Below are 18,174 nucleotides of genomic sequence, written 5' to 3' on the forward strand. Positions count from 1 at the left end.
TTGGTCGCCCCAAATACATTTTACCCCAACTTTCCTAGAGAGCCGCCGCCATCGCCTCCATAGCAGATAGAGAGAGTCCTTCATAGCGACTTGGTAAAACAAAAACATCAAAAACATTAAGTAAGTTTGGAACGTCAGTTCTCTCACCTGTAAAAATTACGCGAGGATTAGTTGTTTGTTTGAGGCTATCTAGTAACTCTCCAGTACCAACAAATAGAAGATAGCTTTGGGGATGATTGAGATTGTGAAAGGCTGTGAGTAAAAGTTCGGGATTTTTTTGATATGTTAATCGACCTGTAAAGCCAAAAACTAAAGCATCGTCAGGAATACCTAACTCTTGTCGAATCACCTGACGAGGATGAGAAGGACGAGGCAAGGAAATACCATTTTCTATAACCTTAACTTTATTAGAATTGAATTTAAAAGTTTTTAACATATAAGCTTGTTCGTCCTGAGATACAGCGATAACTTTTTGACACGCTAAATAACCTAGCAATAATTCAGCTAGCCATATTAGTAATGCTTTAAATCCTACCGCTTCAGTCGATAATGTTGCTAAACCATTGGGAGTATAGAGTGTTTTGTGACTCATGCCATTCAATATTGAGGCGATCCGTCCAGTCACTCCTGCTTTTGAACTATGACAGTGGATAATATCAAAAGGACCATTTTCACGCATATAGTTTGAAATTGCTTGAATCGTTTTCCAGTCTGATACTAAGTTGATATTGCGTGACATCTGAATTTCTTGAAGCCGTACACCAATATTACTAAAATGTAATAACTCTTTTTGAAAAGAGGCATCCGCTCTTGCAGATGAATAAAGCAAGTGAACCTCGTGGTTTTTAGCTAAATTATTGCAAATTATGCAGACATGACTACCAACTCCAGTAAGACATGACTCAACAATAAAGGCAATTTTCATTTTCAATATTGTTATAAGAATGAAAGTTTTTGAACGAACAATAAATCAAACGTGTACTAGGCACTATCTTGACTGATAGCCTGTCAGCATAACCATATTGTGTACTGAGAATGTGAGCAATGGTTAACTTCAATGACTCTAATAGACTTTAATCATTTGCCTGCATCTAATAAAACATTCAATGTAAGTTGTGCAGTTTTTTCCCAGCTAAATTCGTTTACTTTATTTTTTCCACACTCCGTTAAAGTATTTCGTAATTCTGCATTGTTCATCACCGATAACATTGCATGGCTTAAACTATTGACATCTCTGGGTTGAACTAAAATCCCTGCATTACCCATAACTTCCGGTACTGAACCGCCGTTAGCTGCTATGACAGCAGTTCCTAGCGCCATTGCTTCTACAAGAGTTAACCCGAACCCTTCGTATTCAGATGGATTAACTAAAGCTATTGAACCAGCAATAAGACTATTTAACTGACTTCTATTCAATTCACCAAGCACCTGAATGTATTCTTTTGCGGTGGAGGATTGAATTCTAGAAGCTATGTCATCTGAATGGTTATAGTTATGCCTACCTGCAAGAATCAATTTCGGACGAACTTTCTGATTTGCACAAGCAACATCTACTAATTCAAATGCTGCTATCAAATCGGGTACTCGCTTCCAAGGTTTCCAATTTCCAACGTAAACGAAGTATGGCAGATCTAGTTGTTGTGATATATTAGGATGTTCGCGTGTTAGGTTGACTCCGTTATAAATTATTTCTATTCGATTGGAATTTACACCTGTCCAATGAGAAAAATCTGATGCAGTACTTTTTGAAATACAAATAATTCTTTTACACTTCCAAGCTGCTAGTTTCAGCATGACTAAGAAGTACAATCGAGCTAACTGAGAGGTAGCATATTGAGGATAATTTAGCCAAATTGTGTCATGCACAGTGAGAACTTTTGAACAAGATGAAAAAACAGGAAAAGTTACATGGGGACTAAAAAATATATCTGGTTTGTATGTTCGACAAAACTTTGCCAACCATATCTGTTCTCTTATAGAGAACATTTTTGGTCCTCTAATTATATTCACACCCTCTAGTTTAAGAGCTTTAATTGTGCTGAAGTCTTCCTCGTTAATTGCTATAACCAAAAAACTTAGATTTTTTTCATGAGTTATTCTATTTAAAATTTCTCTGATATATTCTCCAATACCACCTTTAGAAATATGCCTAGCATCAATAGCAATCTTCACTAATATACTCCGATATTCTTTTTGAGAAAATTTAGATGCATGTTAAGTTTACACACATAAGATTGTATCTTTGTGAGTACGTCGATACAAATATAGTTATATAGCAGAAATCATGCCCAATTGTTATTTCTCAAACTTTTGTTAGCTTCAAAAAAACTCATTAAAATAAACCGCAAATGTAACCATTTCTTCTCACCTATGAGAAAACGAGTTACACACCTTACTATTAAAGTTGCTGATTCTAAAGTAACAGAGGGATTAATCATTACTGCGGACTTAAGTTTAACCATTGCTGTAGAAAAATCTCCCATTTCCATATACATTTTGGCAGACAAAAGATTCACGCAACTTTGTGCTTGCTTATCATCTAAAATTCCTCTTTTCTTAGCTCTACTTAATACTTCTGCAATATCATTAACCAAGCTTGTAGTGATAGTAAATGTTTTCGATGCTGAGTGTAGGCGAAATAGAGCTAAGTTATAAGAAATATGTTTTAATGGTATTTTTTCAGCTAACTTAATCCATAGGTCAAAGTCCATTGCATAATGGAGTGATAAATCTATTCCTCCAACTTCACGAACGGACTCTACTGGAGCAAAGACAGCTGGTTGCGGTAAGTGATATTTCCAAGCTAGAATTTTTTCAAGTGTCATATTTGGACACTGGCGAGGACAGAGACCAAGATCGTTATCGCATTCATCAATAAATCTGGCTAATCCATAAATAATACTAGGTTGCTCTGCTTCCATCCATGCGGAAACTACTTTAAAAAGTGCATTCTGAACTAGAACATCATCAGAATTAAGCCAAGAAAAAATTTCTCCTTTAATTCTAGCAAGTCCTTTGTTAATAGCATCACTCTGACCGCGATCGCTTTCACTTATCCAATGAAAACGTGAATCGCTTTCGTATTCTTTTAAAATAGATATTGTTTCATCTGTGCTACCTCCATCGATTACCCAATACTCAATTTTCTCGTAATTCTGCGTTAGAACGCTTTCAATCGTCTTCCTAATAAACTTTCCTTGGTTGTATGATGGCGTAATAATACTAACCAAGGGTAGAGATAAATTAGTTTTAGCTTTTAACAAACCATACTCAGACATTAAATAGCTAGCCTCTAAGTTAGAATTTATTTTCACTTGATGTTGGTAGCAAAAATTCAACATACTAGTTAAGAGTTAAACTGCGTGTATGCCTCATCTATTTTTCGATCTTTTTTGTAGATTTTACGTTTAACAAGAACACATCTACTTAAGTAAGTAGATAGATATACGTACAAAAACCAAATAATGCTTTGCCTTGCAGACAAGACTCCAACATCAGTTAAGTTAGAAATGATTACAAAAGTAATCAGAGTTATCGGCAAGATAGATTCAAGCTTACTAAACCGTTGTAACTCACCTATGGCTATAAAAATATTTCTCACTAATGATATTAATAAAGCTAACATACCAAGTAAGCCCAATTGCAAACCTACATCTAATAATCCATTGTGGGCATGAGGTGCTTGCCATCTGATTCTTTGCCAGATATCAGCACAAGGACCATCTAAACCTGTCCAAAAAGCATTCAGTCCATAGCCTAATACTGGACGTTCCATAATTTTTTCCCAAACCATTCCCCAAAGAATTGTCCGCCCAGTACCCGTAGTATCACGGCGAAAAAAGTCGAGGACGGTTTCATGATTTGTAGCTAATAAAGTAATTACTGAAGTAATAAAAAATAAAATAAATGAAATTAAAACAACGTTTTTTGTTTTGAGAGTTCGTAATAATAACAAAATAATTAAGATCTCCAATAGTGATAAATAGGCACTGACAGTATTTGTAATTGCTAACGAAACTGTACATATGGCAACAATGCTCCAGCTGATGGCTCTATAATGTTTCGTATGCAACGCATGAATTAACCATAGAACTATACCTAGTACCATTATTCGTCCGCAATTTGTTGGATGACTTAATAAGCCTTGAAAACGCAACCCGGTACGCAAGTCAAGCAAAAAGGCATTAGCTGGCATAAATAGAGCAAATACTAAGCCTAAAATTGCTATAATTGCAAGCGACCAGCGAAATAGCTTCAGTACTTCATTTAAGCTATAACTAGTACCAAGGTAAATGCCAAAAATTGTTATTGCTAAAAGTGAAATACTATGAAAAAAAGTACTTATAGGTACTGCTGACCAAATTGTAGAAAGAAGTGATAGGGTAAGAAGTACGCATAAAAAAATATCTTTAAATACTAACTTTAATGTTTGCTTATACTTAAGACTTGCTAGGAGAACTCCTAATCCGTAGATACAATAGTGAATTAAGCTTGTAAAGGGATTATAAGCTTCTAATAATCTAGTACTTGGGTCTGGTTTTTCTAACGAAATTCCCATGAACATACACAATGAACATACAATAAAAACGTTTTTTATAAGTTTTAAATAATTTGCTTTATTCTTCATCGTTTTTTGATAGAGAAAATGAGTCTAATTATATTGCTGAAATTTGCTTTATTAAGAGGGACTTATTTCAGTGAAAATAGACGTATAGCGTTGTGCTTGGATTGCTGACGTAAATTCGCACTCTGCTTTTTCACGGGCAATTTTGCACAGCTTGCTATGTCTCTCAAGATTTACTAATACCCAGGCAATTCCTTGTGCTAAATCCTCTGTTTTATAAGCCTGAGCGAGGTAACCATTTCTCTGATGTTCGATCATATCTGGCATACCTCCAATATTGAAAGCTACACAGGGGGTTCCACAAGAAAGTGCTTCCATCACTGTGTTAGGTAAGTTATCCTGAATCGAAGGAGCAACAAAAACATCTGCTGCTGCGTAGATCAAAGCAAGAGAAATATCGTCACTTAATTTACCTAAGTAGTGAGTCTTAAACCCAAAATCAAGTTGTGAACTAGGCTGGCTTGCACCCATAACAACTAGAGACAGCTGCTCTTTCCATTCAGATTTACTCAGGCTCAGCAATGCTTGTTGAAGAAGATGAAAACCCTTCCTTGGATCGCTTGTTGCATTCATTGCTCCGAACAAGACAAGAAGTTTATCTTCAGGTAGTCCAAGGAGTTGTCTTGCTAGTTGCCTGTTCATCGGCTTATATCTGTCAGTATCTAAACCATTTGGAATCACCTCAATTCTTAAATCCTTAAACAGAGAACTAGAACTTACACACTTCGCCAGCCATTTGCTAGGAGTAACAATCGTCAAGTTAATATTCTTCCAAGCTTTTGCTTTCCGTTGCCAAACCCAATGAGATAAGTCATGGTTGCTACTGCTCGAAAGTTGCGGACAAGCACCACAGGAGTCAATGTAGCGATCGCATTCTTGGTTATAGTGACATCCTCCCGTAAAAGCCCACATATCGTGCAATGTCCAAACAATAGGCTGAGTAAATTTAGTGAGAGTTTCAATATTCAAAAATCCATGACATACCCAATGCAGATTAATCACATCTGGATCGATCTGAGCTACTTTCGCAGCTACCCGTTCAGGTAACCATTGTAGTGAATAAATTTCGCGCTCAGATTTCTTATAAGCAAGTAAGGGCAATCTATCTAAGGTTAACCTGAGTTTAGCAATACCCTTATCTATTTTGCTTCTTGGAGAAATTACAGTTACGTCATCACTTGTCTTAGTTTGTACCAACATCTGGGAAGAAACATCAATAGACTGTAACCCTTGATGCAAGCGATAAGCAGCACGAGCTGCTCCTCCATTTATATCGGCAGTGCTAAGAATTAAAGGTTTCATCTAATGCAGCATTTAAATGATGAATAATTTCTCTGATTCCAGCCCAGCATTAATAAAAATTTCATTGTTTTATTCCTTCTATAAATAAAGAATCTGGTTTTCTCAATAACCCCTTAATAGTATCTAAGCTATAAGTATTAAAATCTGGGATTCGGCTTTCGTCAGCTCGACAAACTAATACATCTTTAAATCCAACTTTACTCAGTAGCTGTCTTAGCGAAAAACGATCGTACATCCAGCGATGAATTTCACCTGTATTTCTCATCAACCCTTCATCAAATGCAAGTCTTACTTCCTTACCTGCGGTTATTGTTACTATATTTCGTGCTAAGTAAATTCTCAAGTTATGTAATAACCACGACCAATTTTTTGACTTCAACTTTTGCCAATTTGTCTTTTCTTCCTGTTGAAGCCAATTTTGTTCTGCTTCCCAGCCAATTCGAGACTTAATAAATTGTTTATTTTGCAGATTGGGGCTGCTCAAATAATTAATCATTTCTCCACCTTTAGAAGTGCGAACCATTTGATCCAAAAGCTCTAAAGTCATCCAAGTATAGTCTGCCTCTGCCTCCGTAACTCCAGCCTCAACTTGCTCTAAGGTATAAAGGTAGCTTTTTACTATTGATTCAAGATCGGGTACAACTATTCTGATGACACCATGCGGCTTCAGTACGCGGAAACATTCGGATACCAGACTCTTCGCGTCACTTTGGCTCTGATGCTCCAGTACATGTGAACTATAGCAAGCATCAAAATATCCATTGGGGTAAGGCAAGCCTTTGCGTATATCGTGGCTTTGAACATTTGGTGAGGAGGACACTAAATCAATGTTTGTCCATGCTTGATGAAAAGAAGAGCCACAGCCAATATTTAGAAGTTGCATTTGTTTATCTTATGTATTGAGAAATTGATTTTTCCATTGATTAATATTTTGTAAAGGAAGCTTTATTTTAGTTTCGTACTTTGAGTTAATCCAACTAGCTATTGCTATTAAATTATCTCGTTCAATGACAGGTAAATTAGTATTCTTAGCTATCTCAGTAGCTCTATTATCTACTGAAAGAATTAGCGTTCTTTTTTTATGTTGCAAAGCTCGGACTCCTGCATGTAACCGCGTACCCAAGTAATCAACTTTATTTTCAGACAAACACCGATCTAACCCTTTTAAGCTAGGTTGAAGATAGATAACTTTGTCACTACAAATACTTCGCATATATTCATAGTCTTTTGGTTGTTGTGTCCAAAAATAAATCTGCTTGTATTCTTTCTCCAGTAAGTTAACTAATTTTGAGTCGAAATCTGGATGTTGATTGTACTCAGTAAAAGTGACTAATACCGAGTCTGCTCTCTCTTGTGGAATACTACGACAATGTTCCTCTGTTAATTTCCACATTGTCGGACAAGAAGTATTAATTACATTTTTTACGCCAATAGAGTTCAATTTCTGTTCAGTATAGCTATCTCTAACAGAATGTAAGTAATTTTTATCTAGTAAATTTTTATATAAGATTTGAGTGTAAAGATTTGGTTTGTTTTGGTATTGCCACCAACCTACACCACATAAAATTATATTTTTGACAAACATTGAATCCCATAAACTAACTTTCCATTGGTTATACCAATTCATATTAGATGACAATAAATTTGTACCACCTAATAATTTTAATTCACTTCCTCTCATATATTGATAGGAAGTTTTTGATATTACATCATGGGTTTGAATATGAATAGTTAAAATATTATCAAAAATGTCTTCCATGACATTTGTAATCGCATCCATAATGATTCGATCGCCAAGATTAGAACTACAAATACTAGTATCTAGAATTGAAATCATTTTCATACAGCTTCCTTTGATTGTGAATATAAAATAGTTAAAGAATATTAAATTTTTTCTTCAGTTTGGCAAGCAAATTATTTTCTATTACTTTTTTAAAAAATTTTCGATCGTAGTTTCGATCGACTGCTGTGAAATCATTCATTTTAATAGGGTATTTTAAATCTAATAACTTAAGCTCTGCTATTTTTGAATTTTTAGATTTAGTATGAGTAGAATTTTCTCCAAAACCAATATTAGAGATTAAATTTCTCGCAGGGACAACCGACAAACCAGACTGAGCTAGACGAGCAAAACTCCATTGATAATTCCATGCATTTAAACAAGAGCTATTTTGATAAGTTATCCAAAATATTTTTGCTCTTGCCTTAAATTGTTTATCACTTGAAAGCACATCACAAATTCTATCTCTTATTTCCTTCCGTCCCCATAGTTTGATCTCATGATCGTAATATTTCCAAGCTCTTTTCCAAGATGCCCAACCCCAAATCCCACCATAGTATGAAAAGTGATAGTCTTGAATATTAAATTTCCATTCTTCTAAAAAGTTTGTACCACTAATCATCATAATCCGCTCGTCATCTTTGTATCTATTCAACATTTGTTCGCAAAACGTAAAAAAACTCGGATGAGGTAAGCAGTCATCCTCAAGAAATATAGCTTCTTCTACTTGCTCAAATACCCAAGTAATACCTGTAGCTGGACGTATTCCACATCCTAAATTTACGTCAGAGTAATTCTTTATTACTTCACACTTCCAATCGACTTGTTCAATAATTGCACGGGTAGCAGCACATTTTTCTGCTTCACCTGGTTTATCTGCACGCGGTCCATCAGCAATAACAAAAAGCTTTGAAGGTTTAGCTTCACGAATTGCCTCAAAAACTTTTGCAGTCGTGTCAGGTCGATTAAAAATGATAAAGGTAACTGGGGTGTTCATAATGTCTTATCAACTGTCATAGAAAGATTAAATCCTGAAGATTTCAAAATCATACTTGAAGCAATATGTGCTAAATCTGGTATACAGGTTTGGAGTGGCAAATATCGATATTTAAAAGCAGCAAGCCTAGAGTCATTTTCCTGGTAGAGGATATCCTGAGCAAAATTACCCCATCGCTCAAGTGGCATTAGATCGAGCGTCATACCAGCATGACCAGATGGTAACAACATATTAGATCCATGAATGCCAATGACTAAGCGGCTTTCCGAATATATTTGACACACTGCCCTCTCAGTTGCTTCATCGAATGTTTCTACTCTTAAGTCTTCAATCCATTGTGGAAATTTAGTTTTTTTTCCTAGTCCCACTACTGCAAAGCTTGCTAATGGTAGTTTAAATCGCATCTGTTGAAATAATGTTCTCACTCTCCAGTTTTGAATCCATACCAATAGCCAAGTTAATTTAAGCTTTTTCAATATGCGGAAGAGAAGAAAATTACTCCACAATCTATCCTCACGCCAAATAAACGTTACTTTGTAGCTCTCTTTAGTAAAGCTATGTTTAAGAATCTTAGTAAACTTTGTGATGTCAAACCTACTAGGATGAGAATAGGCTTCACTAATGTGAATTTCTTCAAAACGAGTAGATTCCTTTTGAATAAAGTCATTGAGTTTGGGATAGTAGCATTGCCCATTCCTTAGCGATATATCAACTGTCCATACTTCTGCAACGCCTTCTGGAACCATCCAGCGGAGAAATTTAGGCACAATAACTATCAAACCTTTATCTGATTTATTTTCTAAATGTCTTTGGGCATTCAGTAGTTTTAAAATGCAATGACCATAGTAACTATCAATACAATTCAAAATTATTGTATTTTTACAGCGATTAAAAATTTCTACAGCTATTTTTAAATCTTCAATAGGAGATTTTAGTGACTTTAATAAAGGTTCTCCTAACCAAGTTTTAGCAATATGATTATTCGAGCTAGAATTACACCAATACTTATTTTGCGTTAAATTAACTTGACATGGGTAGTTAATAGCATGACCAAACTTTAAATCTTCAAGAATTTCACTATCACATGCTACACAACTGAATTTGTATAAAATTTGCATACCTTGCCAGATGATATCATTGCTATTAATAGTGGCTCCGCAATGACAACAGATAGCTTGATGTTTGATAAATGGTTTAATTTGAATCATTTTACTACCTCTAAAAATCTTATAATTGCATGAGGTAAATTGAAGGATCGCAACAAAATTTTGCTAATTATTTTAAGTTCATTTACAAAAAAAATAATTGCAACGATTACTAAAAAGTAGGTAATTAAAGTTGCTATTGTGGCTCCCATTGCTCCATATTTGGGTATCAGAAATAGATTTAGTACCACATTTAATACTGCACCACTAGCACTGAGATAAAGAGAAAATATTTGCTTACCTTCCAGAAGTAAGAAGCCACTTCTTGCAATTCCTAGATTACTGCCAAACTGCGCCCAAACATATATTGATAATATATGTGCTGATTTTGTATAAGATTCACCATACAAACAATTGACTATGAACGGTGCAAGTAGGGAAACTGGAATAGCAACTAACAGCCACAAAATTAGCATTAAGTCAAAATAACTCTGAAATTTATTTATATATTCTTTATAATCTCTTTGTCTAATTTCTGTTAATTTTGGCAAAACAGATATACTTAGTATCATCGGCAAAAAGTCAAACACTTCAGAAAGTCTTACTGCAACTGCATAAAATCCAAGTTCTGATTGTTTAATTAGCATTGAACCAAGCATTACCTGATCTATTTTGGAATAAACATAAACAGTTAAACCAGATAGTATTAAAGACCAGCTTTCTTTGAGTAATTGCTTTGAGCGTTGAAGCTGAAGCTGCCATACTCCTAACGTGTACCTATTTGCTTGATAAACAACTATTAAACAAACTGCACCTATAATAGTTTCTGCCAATCCTGTACAAGCAAAAGCAATGAGAGGGGCTTGCATCCAAATTAGGATGACTTTAACAACCGTAATTAATAGAAAAGCTGTACTTTTGGCATAGACAGTATATTTTGATTGAGTTTGAGATTGAAACCAAAAATCGATCGCATCAAAAGCTTGAAAGAGCGTTCCTACTGCTGTTATTCCCACTAACCAATGAGTCAAAGTTTCGTTAGGTCGCAGTAGAGAAATTATTCCAACCGTCAAGAGTAATGTAAAAAGTCCACCAATGAGTTTGAGTACAAATGTAGTACCAAGAATTTCATCTCTGCAAGCTGGATATCTGACAAGATCGCGCACAACAATGCTGTCTAAGCCCAACGTAGCAAATGCACTGAATAAAGAGACAAAAGCGATCGCGTAATTATAAAGCCCATACTGTTCTGGTCCCAAATAACGAGCTACCCACACACCTACAAAAAGCCCAACACCCATGCGAAGGATACGGTCAGCAAACAGCCAACTAGTATTTACCGCAACTTTACGTAACTGAGGGCTAAATCTTTCGCGGATTGACACAATAGATTTGAACATACAAATCTGAGTTATGATGCTGCCTTACGATTAGCTGTAGAACGCTGACGATTAGTGGAATCCTCCTCCATGTAATAGTCCTTCACATAGTAGTAATAACTATCAGATTCATTTTCCAAAATCACGCCATTGACCACTAAACCCAAGACTTTCTGACCGGAAGACTGCAACAAATCTTTAGCAGTAGTAGCAGTATTAGAACTCACAACACCAGGTCTTGCTACCATCAATAAACCATCTGTCATCTTACCCAACATGAGAGCATCAGCAGCTACTAAAACTGGAGGAGCATCAATAATTACAAAATCAAACGATTTAGCAAAATTATCGATTAAGGAAGTTATTTGCACGGAATCGAGCAGTGCTACGGGGTTGGGAGGAGTCGCGCCAGCTGTGAGAATATGCAATTTAGGCAGAACTTCTTTAATTGCAGACTGGTAATCTACTTGACCGACGATCGCATCGCTTAATCCTTCTGTATTAGCTTTCTCCCAAATGTGGTGTTGTCTGGGACGGCGCATGTCTGCATCAACAATTAAGACTCTGTTTCCCAGTTGAGCGATCGCCGCTCCTAAATTAGCAGAAACCGTAGATTTACCTTCTCCAGGAACAGAGCTAGTGACTAAAATCACTTTCAATTTATCCGAACTGGAAAATTTTAAGTTAGCCTGAAGCATCCGGAAAGCTTCCGCAATTGGCGCACGCGGAGTGTCTCTGACTGGGAGGGCGATCGTAGTTGCCTCCGCATTTTTTCCATCGGCAGCAGCTTTCTTTGTCAGAGAAGGAATAGCTCCTAAAAAGGTATAGCCAAATAACTCTCTTGCTTCCTTCAGAGTTTTGACCGATGTATCCTTAATTTCTAAGACTGCAACCGTACCGCTTGACAACACTACGCTCAACAATATACCTGCTGCCAAAATTATCATCGGTTTGAGCGACAAAGCTTTTTCGGGAGCTAATGCAGATTCAATAATCCGAGCGTTACCCATATTTTGATTCTCTGCTACTCTCACCTCTTGCAGCTTTTGCAGCAGAATTTCGTATGTCGATTGAGCCGCTTTGAGTTGTCTTTCGAGTTCCCGTTGTTGCTGTTCTAATTTGGGCAGAATGTTAGCTCTTTGTTTATAGAGGTTGTATTCACCCGATAAAGAAGCTAAACGACTTGCTAAACCCAGACGCTCTACTTCTAGCTGAATATATGCCTCAGTTAGTTTCTGTTTGCTTTCACCGATTTGTAACTTACCATCAGCTAGGGTTCGCGTCTTTCCTACAGCCTGGGAGATCCGTTGGCTGAGTAAGGCTTTGAGAGCTGTTCTCTTTTGCTTGAGATTGGAAATTCCTGGATAGGTTTCGGCATAGCGCGTCCGCAGTTGTGCTAGTTCGGCTTCGGTTTTTTGATATTCTGTTAAAACTCTTTGCACGCCGCGAGCCTGATTGAGCGCGTTGAGGTTCAAGCTAGTATCTGTATCCATACCGACTTGTTGGCGCAGTTTTGCCAGCTTAGTATTAGCATTTGCCAATTCTGCTCGAACCTGGGCGATTTGTCCTTCTAAAGTTTGGATAACCGTGACTGCACCTTGTGCCTCTACTTCTAATGCAATTAGGTGATTCTGTTCTTTAAAGCGACGCAGAGCGCTTTCGGCTCGACGCACGCGGGCTTCAACATCAGGAATTTGCTTAGCAATAAAATCTCCGGCTGCTGTTGCCGTAACTCGATTAGTTTGAATATTGTTTTCTAAATAAACGTTCATCAATTTATTGACGACGGCAGCAGCTTCATCAGGACTGATGCTTTTATACGTCACTTGCATCACATCAGTGCCACCAATATTTTTCAACTTTAGCTTGCCAATAATATCTGCTGGCTTAAGTGGTTCACTTGTGCGATCGTCTTTGAGATTTAGTGCAGCTATAGTTTTTTGTAAGAGAGGAATGGAACGTACTACCTCAATTTCTGTATTGACAGGATTACTTTGAAGATTTAAACCTTCTAAGTCTCCGATTCCCTGTCCCAAACCTGTGAGAGCAGCCGTTTGATCGTTTTTCTTAACGATCAGTTTCCCCGTCGCTTCATAAACGGGTTTCTGCAAGCATACAGCTATAATTGCTAAACCCAGAATGGCAGTAAACACGCCCGTACCAGGTAGCCAACGGCGTTTTAAAATTATCCATAATTTTGAAAAATCTAAATCTAGATTTTCCGAGGTTTCAATAAGTCGCTCTTGCATAACTCAAAAATAGTAGAGAGAATAGTTCGGGTAAAAATTCCTGAAATACCAAGTTATAAGTTCTCAGTACAACGCGAATCTTTACAAAGTTATTAAGGTTTTGAGATACTACAGTTCAGTAATCTAAATTTCAAATAAAAGCTAACTTGAGTAATACAGGATATCCAAGCGAGTTTTCACCGATAACTTTATTTCAGGCTAATTTACTTTTAAAACTTCTTCCGTGGATTTACGTATAGACGAAGGAAATCAAGGATTATATATCATAGCCATTTTCAATTGAATGAGATAGGCGAGTAGGGGCGCACAGCCGTGCGCCCCTACAAATATATTGGCGATCGCAAAGAGAAACGTTATCAGAAATCGCTCTTTTAGTGGAGAACAATTAGCAATTCCAAATTTGAATAGAAAAAATGGCGAAGAATCGAAAGCTAGCCGCTAAATTTTCAGACTCATTCCTTCACTCTGTTGTTTTTGGGAATTAGAAATTTACTCAAAATAAAATAGGCGATCGCAGCTGCAATAATGCCGTTAATGGGCTTGACACCTGGAGAGAAGTAGGCGACTGCACTCGCTAACACGTAAGCAATAATTCCCGCCCAATTCAATGCAGGCTGTTTCTCTGTTAGTGCAGGGAAATGTCCTTTATGATGCAACCAGTAATCTGCCATTATGACCCCACCAATGGGAGGAATAAACGTTCCTAGTAAAATGAGGTAGGGGACGAGTAAATTGTAAATTCCGCCCCAGGCTAACACTAAAGCAACAGTCGCACCACCCAACACGAAAGCCGTCCGTTTGTTAGTACGGAACATATGCGCGCCTGCAACCGAGAATGCATAGATGGTGTTGTCTTGTGTCGTCCACATATTTAAGAACAACAGCACCAAACCCCAAAATAGCAATCCTTGTTGCGCCATGACTTGTACGATGTCTTCATTACCGTAAACTAGAGCGCAGAATGCACCGCTAAATATGAGTAAGCCATTGGCAAAGAAAAAGGCAGTGAGGGTACTTATCCATGCCGTGCGTCCCGAATTGGCAAATCGACTCCAGTTTGTGGCTTGAGTTCCGCCTGAAATAAACGTCCCGACAATAATTGTAATAGCTTCACCGATTGGCATGGGTTCTTTAGGGACGATCGCCTGCAACCCTGTAAACCCTCCGACTTTCGTGGTGGCGATCGCCAAACTCCAAACCATTAAAATTAACATTGCTGGGACGGCAATTCGACTCAGCCAATCCATCGCCCGATAGCCAATATACGCTGTAGAACAAAAGAAATAAGTAAAAAATAGAATAATCAGCCAATTCCAGCCAGCCGGAACGCCTAAAAGCTTATTTGCTAACTCTGCCATCAGCGCCGATCCCCAAGCATACCAACCAATTTGGGTAAAACCAAGCAGAAAATCAACCCAACGAGAACCCACATTGCCAAAGCTGAACCGCGACATCAAGACCGTACTCAGACCTGTCTTGGCAGAAATATAAGCTAGTAGACTCGCGTAGATGCCTAAAATTAAATTGCCGATGACAATCAGCGAGACAAGATCGGGGAAAAATCGAAACGATGGACCTACCCTACCCCCAGCAAATAACGTTCCTGAGTATAAGGTAAAACCCATCAGCAAGGGAGCTAAAGACCAAATTGATTTGCGTGCTGAGGCGGGGACAGCACTGAGGGGATAATCTTCACTAACAGGCGATCGCGCTACGAATTGCTGTTCTTCTGACGTGCTACTCATACTCAAGCGAATAAAAGGTTGAAATTATTCTCAGGGCGATCGCGATCGAGTAAATGTATCATAGTTAACACGATCTGCGCTGAATTTTGCCTTCCCAGCCGATCGAACTGTAGTGATATGACTGTATAAATTAATATCGAAACTACAACATATAGCCGACTGAAAAAAGCGAAAATAACAGAAAATCTTACCTTGAGAAGATGCGCGATCGCCTGAATATACTTTTGCATATATTAATAACTGTAACTGCTAAGTAGTATGAATCGACAGAAGATAGCAGGCAAAGAAGAAACAAAGTTTATATTTAATTCTTCCCATTCATTAACTAAAAGTTGCACCTGATACAAGTTTCTAATTTTTGACTTTTAGCTTTTAAATTTTGACTTTTTCATAGGAGCCATGATACCAATGAACGTCACTCAAAAGCTGATCCAGTCTCATTTAATTGAGGGAAAAATGATTCCAGGGCAGGAGATTGGTCTGAAAATCGATCAGTCTCTGACCCAAGATGCTACGGGTACGATGGTGATGCTGGAGTTGGAAGCTTTAGGAATCGATCGCGTCAAAACCGAACTTTCTGCCCAATATGTAGACCACAATTTATTACAAACAGATTACAAAAACGCCGACGACCATTTATTTCTGCGTTCTGCCTGTCAGCGATTTGGTATTTGGTACAGTCGCCCTGGAAATGGTGTCAGTCATCCCGTCCACATGGAACGATTCGGTATTCCTGGGAAAACTCTGATCGGTTCCGACAGCCACACCCCCGCCGCTGGTTCTTTGGGAATGTTAGCTTTCGGCGCGGGTGGAATTGACGTAGGTATGGCGATGGCAGGGGAACCGATGTATCTTAAAATGCCAAAAGTTTTGGGCGTGAAGCTAACCGGAAAGTTGCCTGACTGGGTAAGCGCCAAAGATGTCGTGCTAGAGATGCTGCGGCGCTACGATGTCCACGGCTGTCGCAATACAATTATCGAGTACTACGGAGCGGGGCTGGAAAACTTGAGTGCAATGGATCGGCACGTTATTGCCAACATGGGTACGGAAATGGGGGCGACAACGACGGTATTTCCATCCGATGCTGAGGTAAAACGGTTTTTAGCTTCCCAAGGACGGGGTGAAGATTGGGTAGAACTGATCGCCGATGCTGGCGCAGAATACGACCTTCATGACGAAATTAATTTATCTGAATTAGTCCCTTTAATTGCTTGTCCCAGCAGTCCTGGTAATGTCGTCCCCGTGCGAGAAGTGCAAGGCAGATCGGTACAGCAAGTGGTAATTGGTTCTTCCGCAAATCCAGGCATACGAGATTTTTGGATTGTGAGTCAAATTGTCAAAGGTAAAACAGCAAGCGATCGCGTTTCCTTTGACGTTAATCCTACCTCGCGCCAGGGAATCGAGAATTTAGCTGCGATGGGAACGACTTTCTTAGATCTAATTCACGCTGGGGCGCGGTTTCATCAAGCGGGTTGTCTCGGTTGTATTGGTATGGGACAAGCCCCCGCCTCGAATCAAATTTCTTTACGCACCTTTCCCCGCAATTTTCCTGGGCGATCTGGAACTGCTGACGACCAGGTATATTTGTGCAGTCCTGAAACAGCAGCAGCGGCAGCTTTAACGGGGGTAATTACAGATCCGCGAGATTTAGAACAAATTTACGGCATGAATTATCCTCAATTTGTCGCTCCAGAAAAAGAGATAATTAATACATAAATGCTCGTACCACCTCCTACAGATGGGAGTCAGATTCAGTTAGAAAAGGGACCAAATATTAAATCTCTACCAGATTTTCCAGAATTACCAAATCGGGTTACTACTCCCGTTTTACTTAAAGTTGGTAACAATATTTCTACTGATGAAATTATGCCGGCAGGGGCGCGGGTACTACCATTTCGGAGTAACATTCCTGGGATCAGTCAGTTTGTCTACTATATGGTAGATGAAACTTTTGCGGAGCGAGCTAAAGTTGCTCAGAAAGAATATGGCGGTCATGTCATCGTTGCAGGCGACAACTACGCCCAAGGTTCGAGTCGAGAACACGCCGCGATCGCACCCAAATATTTAGGACAAGTAGCGGTGTTAGCTAAGTCCTACGCTCGAATTGGGTGGCAAAATTTAGTTAATTTCGGCATTATGCCGCTAGAATTTGTCAATTCTGATGATTACGATACTATCGATCGCGATGATGAAATCGAAATTGTAGGATTGCGCGATGCTTTAACTTCTGGACAACCAATTGTGGCTAAAAATAAGACAAAAAATCTCGTTTATGAAATGACTCACAGCATCAGCCCGCGTCAAATTCATATCCTTTTACACGGAGGTGTAATTAACGAATTTAGAGAAAAATTGAGCGAGCGACAAGATTTAAGCGAAGCTCCTAGCATTTCTGCCAAACAAGAATCTTTGGCTGATAAACAGGATGTATTGGGGTAATTGGTAATTGGTAGTTGGTAGTTGTAAGTTAACCCTTCTCCCCGTTCGATCTCATTCTATTTACCGATCGCTATTTATAACTCTTGGAGGAGATAGCAATCAAAACTTCTGTGACAGACTACGGATTAATTCAGTAAAAAAATCTTGCTCGACCGTTAGGAGAAAGATTATGGGTATAGGCGATTTTTTTAAAAACATTCCTGGTGTAGGCGATCGCAGACGAGATGACGATCGAGACTATCGAAATCGCAATGACGACGACGATCGCAGATATCGCAATCGCGATGAAGATGAGGACGACGATCGCGAGTACAGATATCGTTCGCGGGTAGAAGAAGAACGAGAATATAGAGATCGGTACGACGAAGAGGATGACGACAACGATCGCAGATATAGAAGGCGCGATCGCGACGATGACGATGAAGATCGAGAGTATAGAAGTCGCAGTCGGGATGATGATGACGATCGGGAATATCGATCCCGCGATCGCGACGATGACGATGACGATTAACGA

The 18,174-nt window shown here is 38.5% G+C and carries 14 protein-coding genes and 1 pseudogene; 2 read left to right on the forward strand and 13 right to left on the reverse strand.

All coding sequences use genetic code 11. The features are described from left to right. Positions 1-34: 34 nt before the first annotated feature. The 13 genes from DSM107010_RS07110 to DSM107010_RS07170 form a co-directional block, all read right to left on the reverse strand. Positions 35-925: a glycosyltransferase gene (locus DSM107010_RS07110; RefSeq protein ID WP_106168991.1), complete on the reverse strand. Its 891-nt coding sequence runs from the start codon at positions 923-925 to the stop codon at positions 35-37. A gap of 152 nt (positions 926-1,077) precedes the next feature. Beyond that, complete coding sequence (locus DSM107010_RS07115; RefSeq protein WP_106168992.1) at positions 1,078-2,172, reverse strand: glycosyltransferase family 4 protein; 1,095 nt, start codon at positions 2,170-2,172, stop codon at positions 1,078-1,080. Positions 2,173-2,282: 110 nt separating this feature from the next. After that, on the reverse strand, positions 2,283-3,314 hold the full coding sequence (locus DSM107010_RS07120) for a glycosyltransferase family 2 protein (RefSeq protein ID WP_158631746.1): 1,032 nt from the start codon (positions 3,312-3,314) through the stop codon (positions 2,283-2,285). 32 nt (positions 3,315-3,346) lie between these two features. Then, positions 3,347-4,627, reverse strand: a complete 1,281-nt coding sequence (locus DSM107010_RS07125) for an O-antigen ligase family protein (protein ID WP_106168340.1) — start codon at positions 4,625-4,627, stop codon at positions 3,347-3,349. A 51-nt stretch (positions 4,628-4,678) separates the two neighbouring features. Then, entirely contained in the window at positions 4,679-5,926 is a 1,248-nt protein-coding gene (locus tag DSM107010_RS07130) for a glycosyltransferase family 4 protein (RefSeq protein WP_015156605.1), read from the reverse strand. Between the two features lie 61 nt (positions 5,927-5,987). Further along, entirely contained in the window at positions 5,988-6,809 is an 822-nt protein-coding gene (locus DSM107010_RS07135; RefSeq protein ID WP_015156606.1) for a class I SAM-dependent methyltransferase, read from the reverse strand. 9 nt (positions 6,810-6,818) lie between these two features. Next, entirely contained in the window at positions 6,819-7,769 is a 951-nt protein-coding gene (locus DSM107010_RS07140; RefSeq protein WP_015156607.1) for a polysaccharide pyruvyl transferase family protein, read from the reverse strand. Between the two features lie 31 nt (positions 7,770-7,800). Then, positions 7,801-8,703, reverse strand: coding sequence for a glycosyltransferase family 2 protein (locus tag DSM107010_RS07145; protein WP_106168341.1), 903 nt, complete (start codon positions 8,701-8,703; stop codon positions 7,801-7,803). Beyond that, entirely contained in the window at positions 8,700-9,911 is a 1,212-nt protein-coding gene (locus tag DSM107010_RS07150) for a hypothetical protein (RefSeq protein WP_106168342.1), read from the reverse strand. The genes DSM107010_RS07145 and DSM107010_RS07150 overlap by 4 nt, the downstream gene beginning before the upstream one ends. Continuing rightward, complete coding sequence (locus DSM107010_RS07155) at positions 9,908-11,248, reverse strand: flippase (protein ID WP_106168343.1); 1,341 nt, start codon at positions 11,246-11,248, stop codon at positions 9,908-9,910. The genes DSM107010_RS07150 and DSM107010_RS07155 overlap by 4 nt, the downstream gene beginning before the upstream one ends. Positions 11,249-11,259: 11 nt before the next feature. Then, entirely contained in the window at positions 11,260-13,476 is a 2,217-nt protein-coding gene (locus DSM107010_RS07160) for a GumC family protein (protein ID WP_127022657.1), read from the reverse strand. Positions 13,477-13,928: 452 nt separating this feature from the next. Next, positions 13,929-15,221, reverse strand: coding sequence for a cytosine permease (gene codB, locus DSM107010_RS07165; protein ID WP_015156612.1), 1,293 nt, complete (start codon positions 15,219-15,221; stop codon positions 13,929-13,931). A 2-nt stretch (positions 15,222-15,223) separates the two neighbouring features. Then, positions 15,224-15,451, reverse strand: a complete 228-nt coding sequence (locus tag DSM107010_RS07170; protein WP_127022660.1) for a hypothetical protein — start codon at positions 15,449-15,451, stop codon at positions 15,224-15,226. Positions 15,452-15,620: 169 nt separating this feature from the next. Between DSM107010_RS07170 and DSM107010_RS42855 the strand changes: the two are divergent. Continuing rightward, positions 15,621-17,660 (forward strand): annotated as a pseudogene (locus DSM107010_RS42855) (aconitate hydratase). A 169-nt stretch (positions 17,661-17,829) separates the two neighbouring features. Continuing rightward, positions 17,830-18,171 carry a polyribonucleotide nucleotidyltransferase gene (locus tag DSM107010_RS07180; protein ID WP_106166524.1) on the forward strand — a complete coding sequence of 114 codons (342 nt, stop codon included), beginning with the start codon at positions 17,830-17,832 and terminating at the stop codon, positions 18,169-18,171. The last annotated feature ends 3 nt before the right edge of the window (positions 18,172-18,174 follow it).

This window comes from Chroococcidiopsis cubana SAG 39.79, from assembly GCF_003991895.1.
Lineage (GTDB): Bacteria > Cyanobacteriota > Cyanobacteriia > Cyanobacteriales > Chroococcidiopsidaceae > Chroococcidiopsis > Chroococcidiopsis thermalis.

Bases quoted from the DNA above. Each gene is read 5' to 3' on its own strand.
- DSM107010_RS07160 (WP_127022657.1), bottom strand. From the start codon at position 13,476: ATGCAAGAGCGACTTATTGAAACCTCGGAAAATCTAGATTTAGATTTT.
- DSM107010_RS07155 (WP_106168343.1), bottom strand. From the start codon at position 11,248: ATGTTCAAATCTATTGTGTCAATCCGCGAAAGATTTAGCCCTCAGTTA.
- DSM107010_RS07180 (WP_106166524.1), top strand. From the start codon at position 17,830: ATGGGTATAGGCGATTTTTTTAAAAACATTCCTGGTGTAGGCGATCGC.
- DSM107010_RS07130 (WP_015156605.1), bottom strand. From the start codon at position 5,926: ATGAAACCTTTAATTCTTAGCACTGCCGATATAAATGGAGGAGCAGCT.
- DSM107010_RS07145 (WP_106168341.1), bottom strand. From the start codon at position 8,703: ATGAACACCCCAGTTACCTTTATCATTTTTAATCGACCTGACACGACT.
- DSM107010_RS07125 (WP_106168340.1), bottom strand. From the start codon at position 4,627: ATGAAGAATAAAGCAAATTATTTAAAACTTATAAAAAACGTTTTTATT.
- DSM107010_RS07140 (WP_015156607.1), bottom strand. From the start codon at position 7,769: ATGAAAATGATTTCAATTCTAGATACTAGTATTTGTAGTTCTAATCTT.
- DSM107010_RS07110 (WP_106168991.1), bottom strand. From the start codon at position 925: ATGAAAATTGCCTTTATTGTTGAGTCATGTCTTACTGGAGTTGGTAGT.
- codB (WP_015156612.1), bottom strand. From the start codon at position 15,221: ATGAGTAGCACGTCAGAAGAACAGCAATTCGTAGCGCGATCGCCTGTT.
- DSM107010_RS07135 (WP_015156606.1), bottom strand. From the start codon at position 6,809: ATGCAACTTCTAAATATTGGCTGTGGCTCTTCTTTTCATCAAGCATGG.
- DSM107010_RS07150 (WP_106168342.1), bottom strand. From the start codon at position 9,911: ATGATTCAAATTAAACCATTTATCAAACATCAAGCTATCTGTTGTCAT.
- DSM107010_RS07170 (WP_127022660.1), bottom strand. From the start codon at position 15,451: ATGCAAAAGTATATTCAGGCGATCGCGCATCTTCTCAAGGTAAGATTT.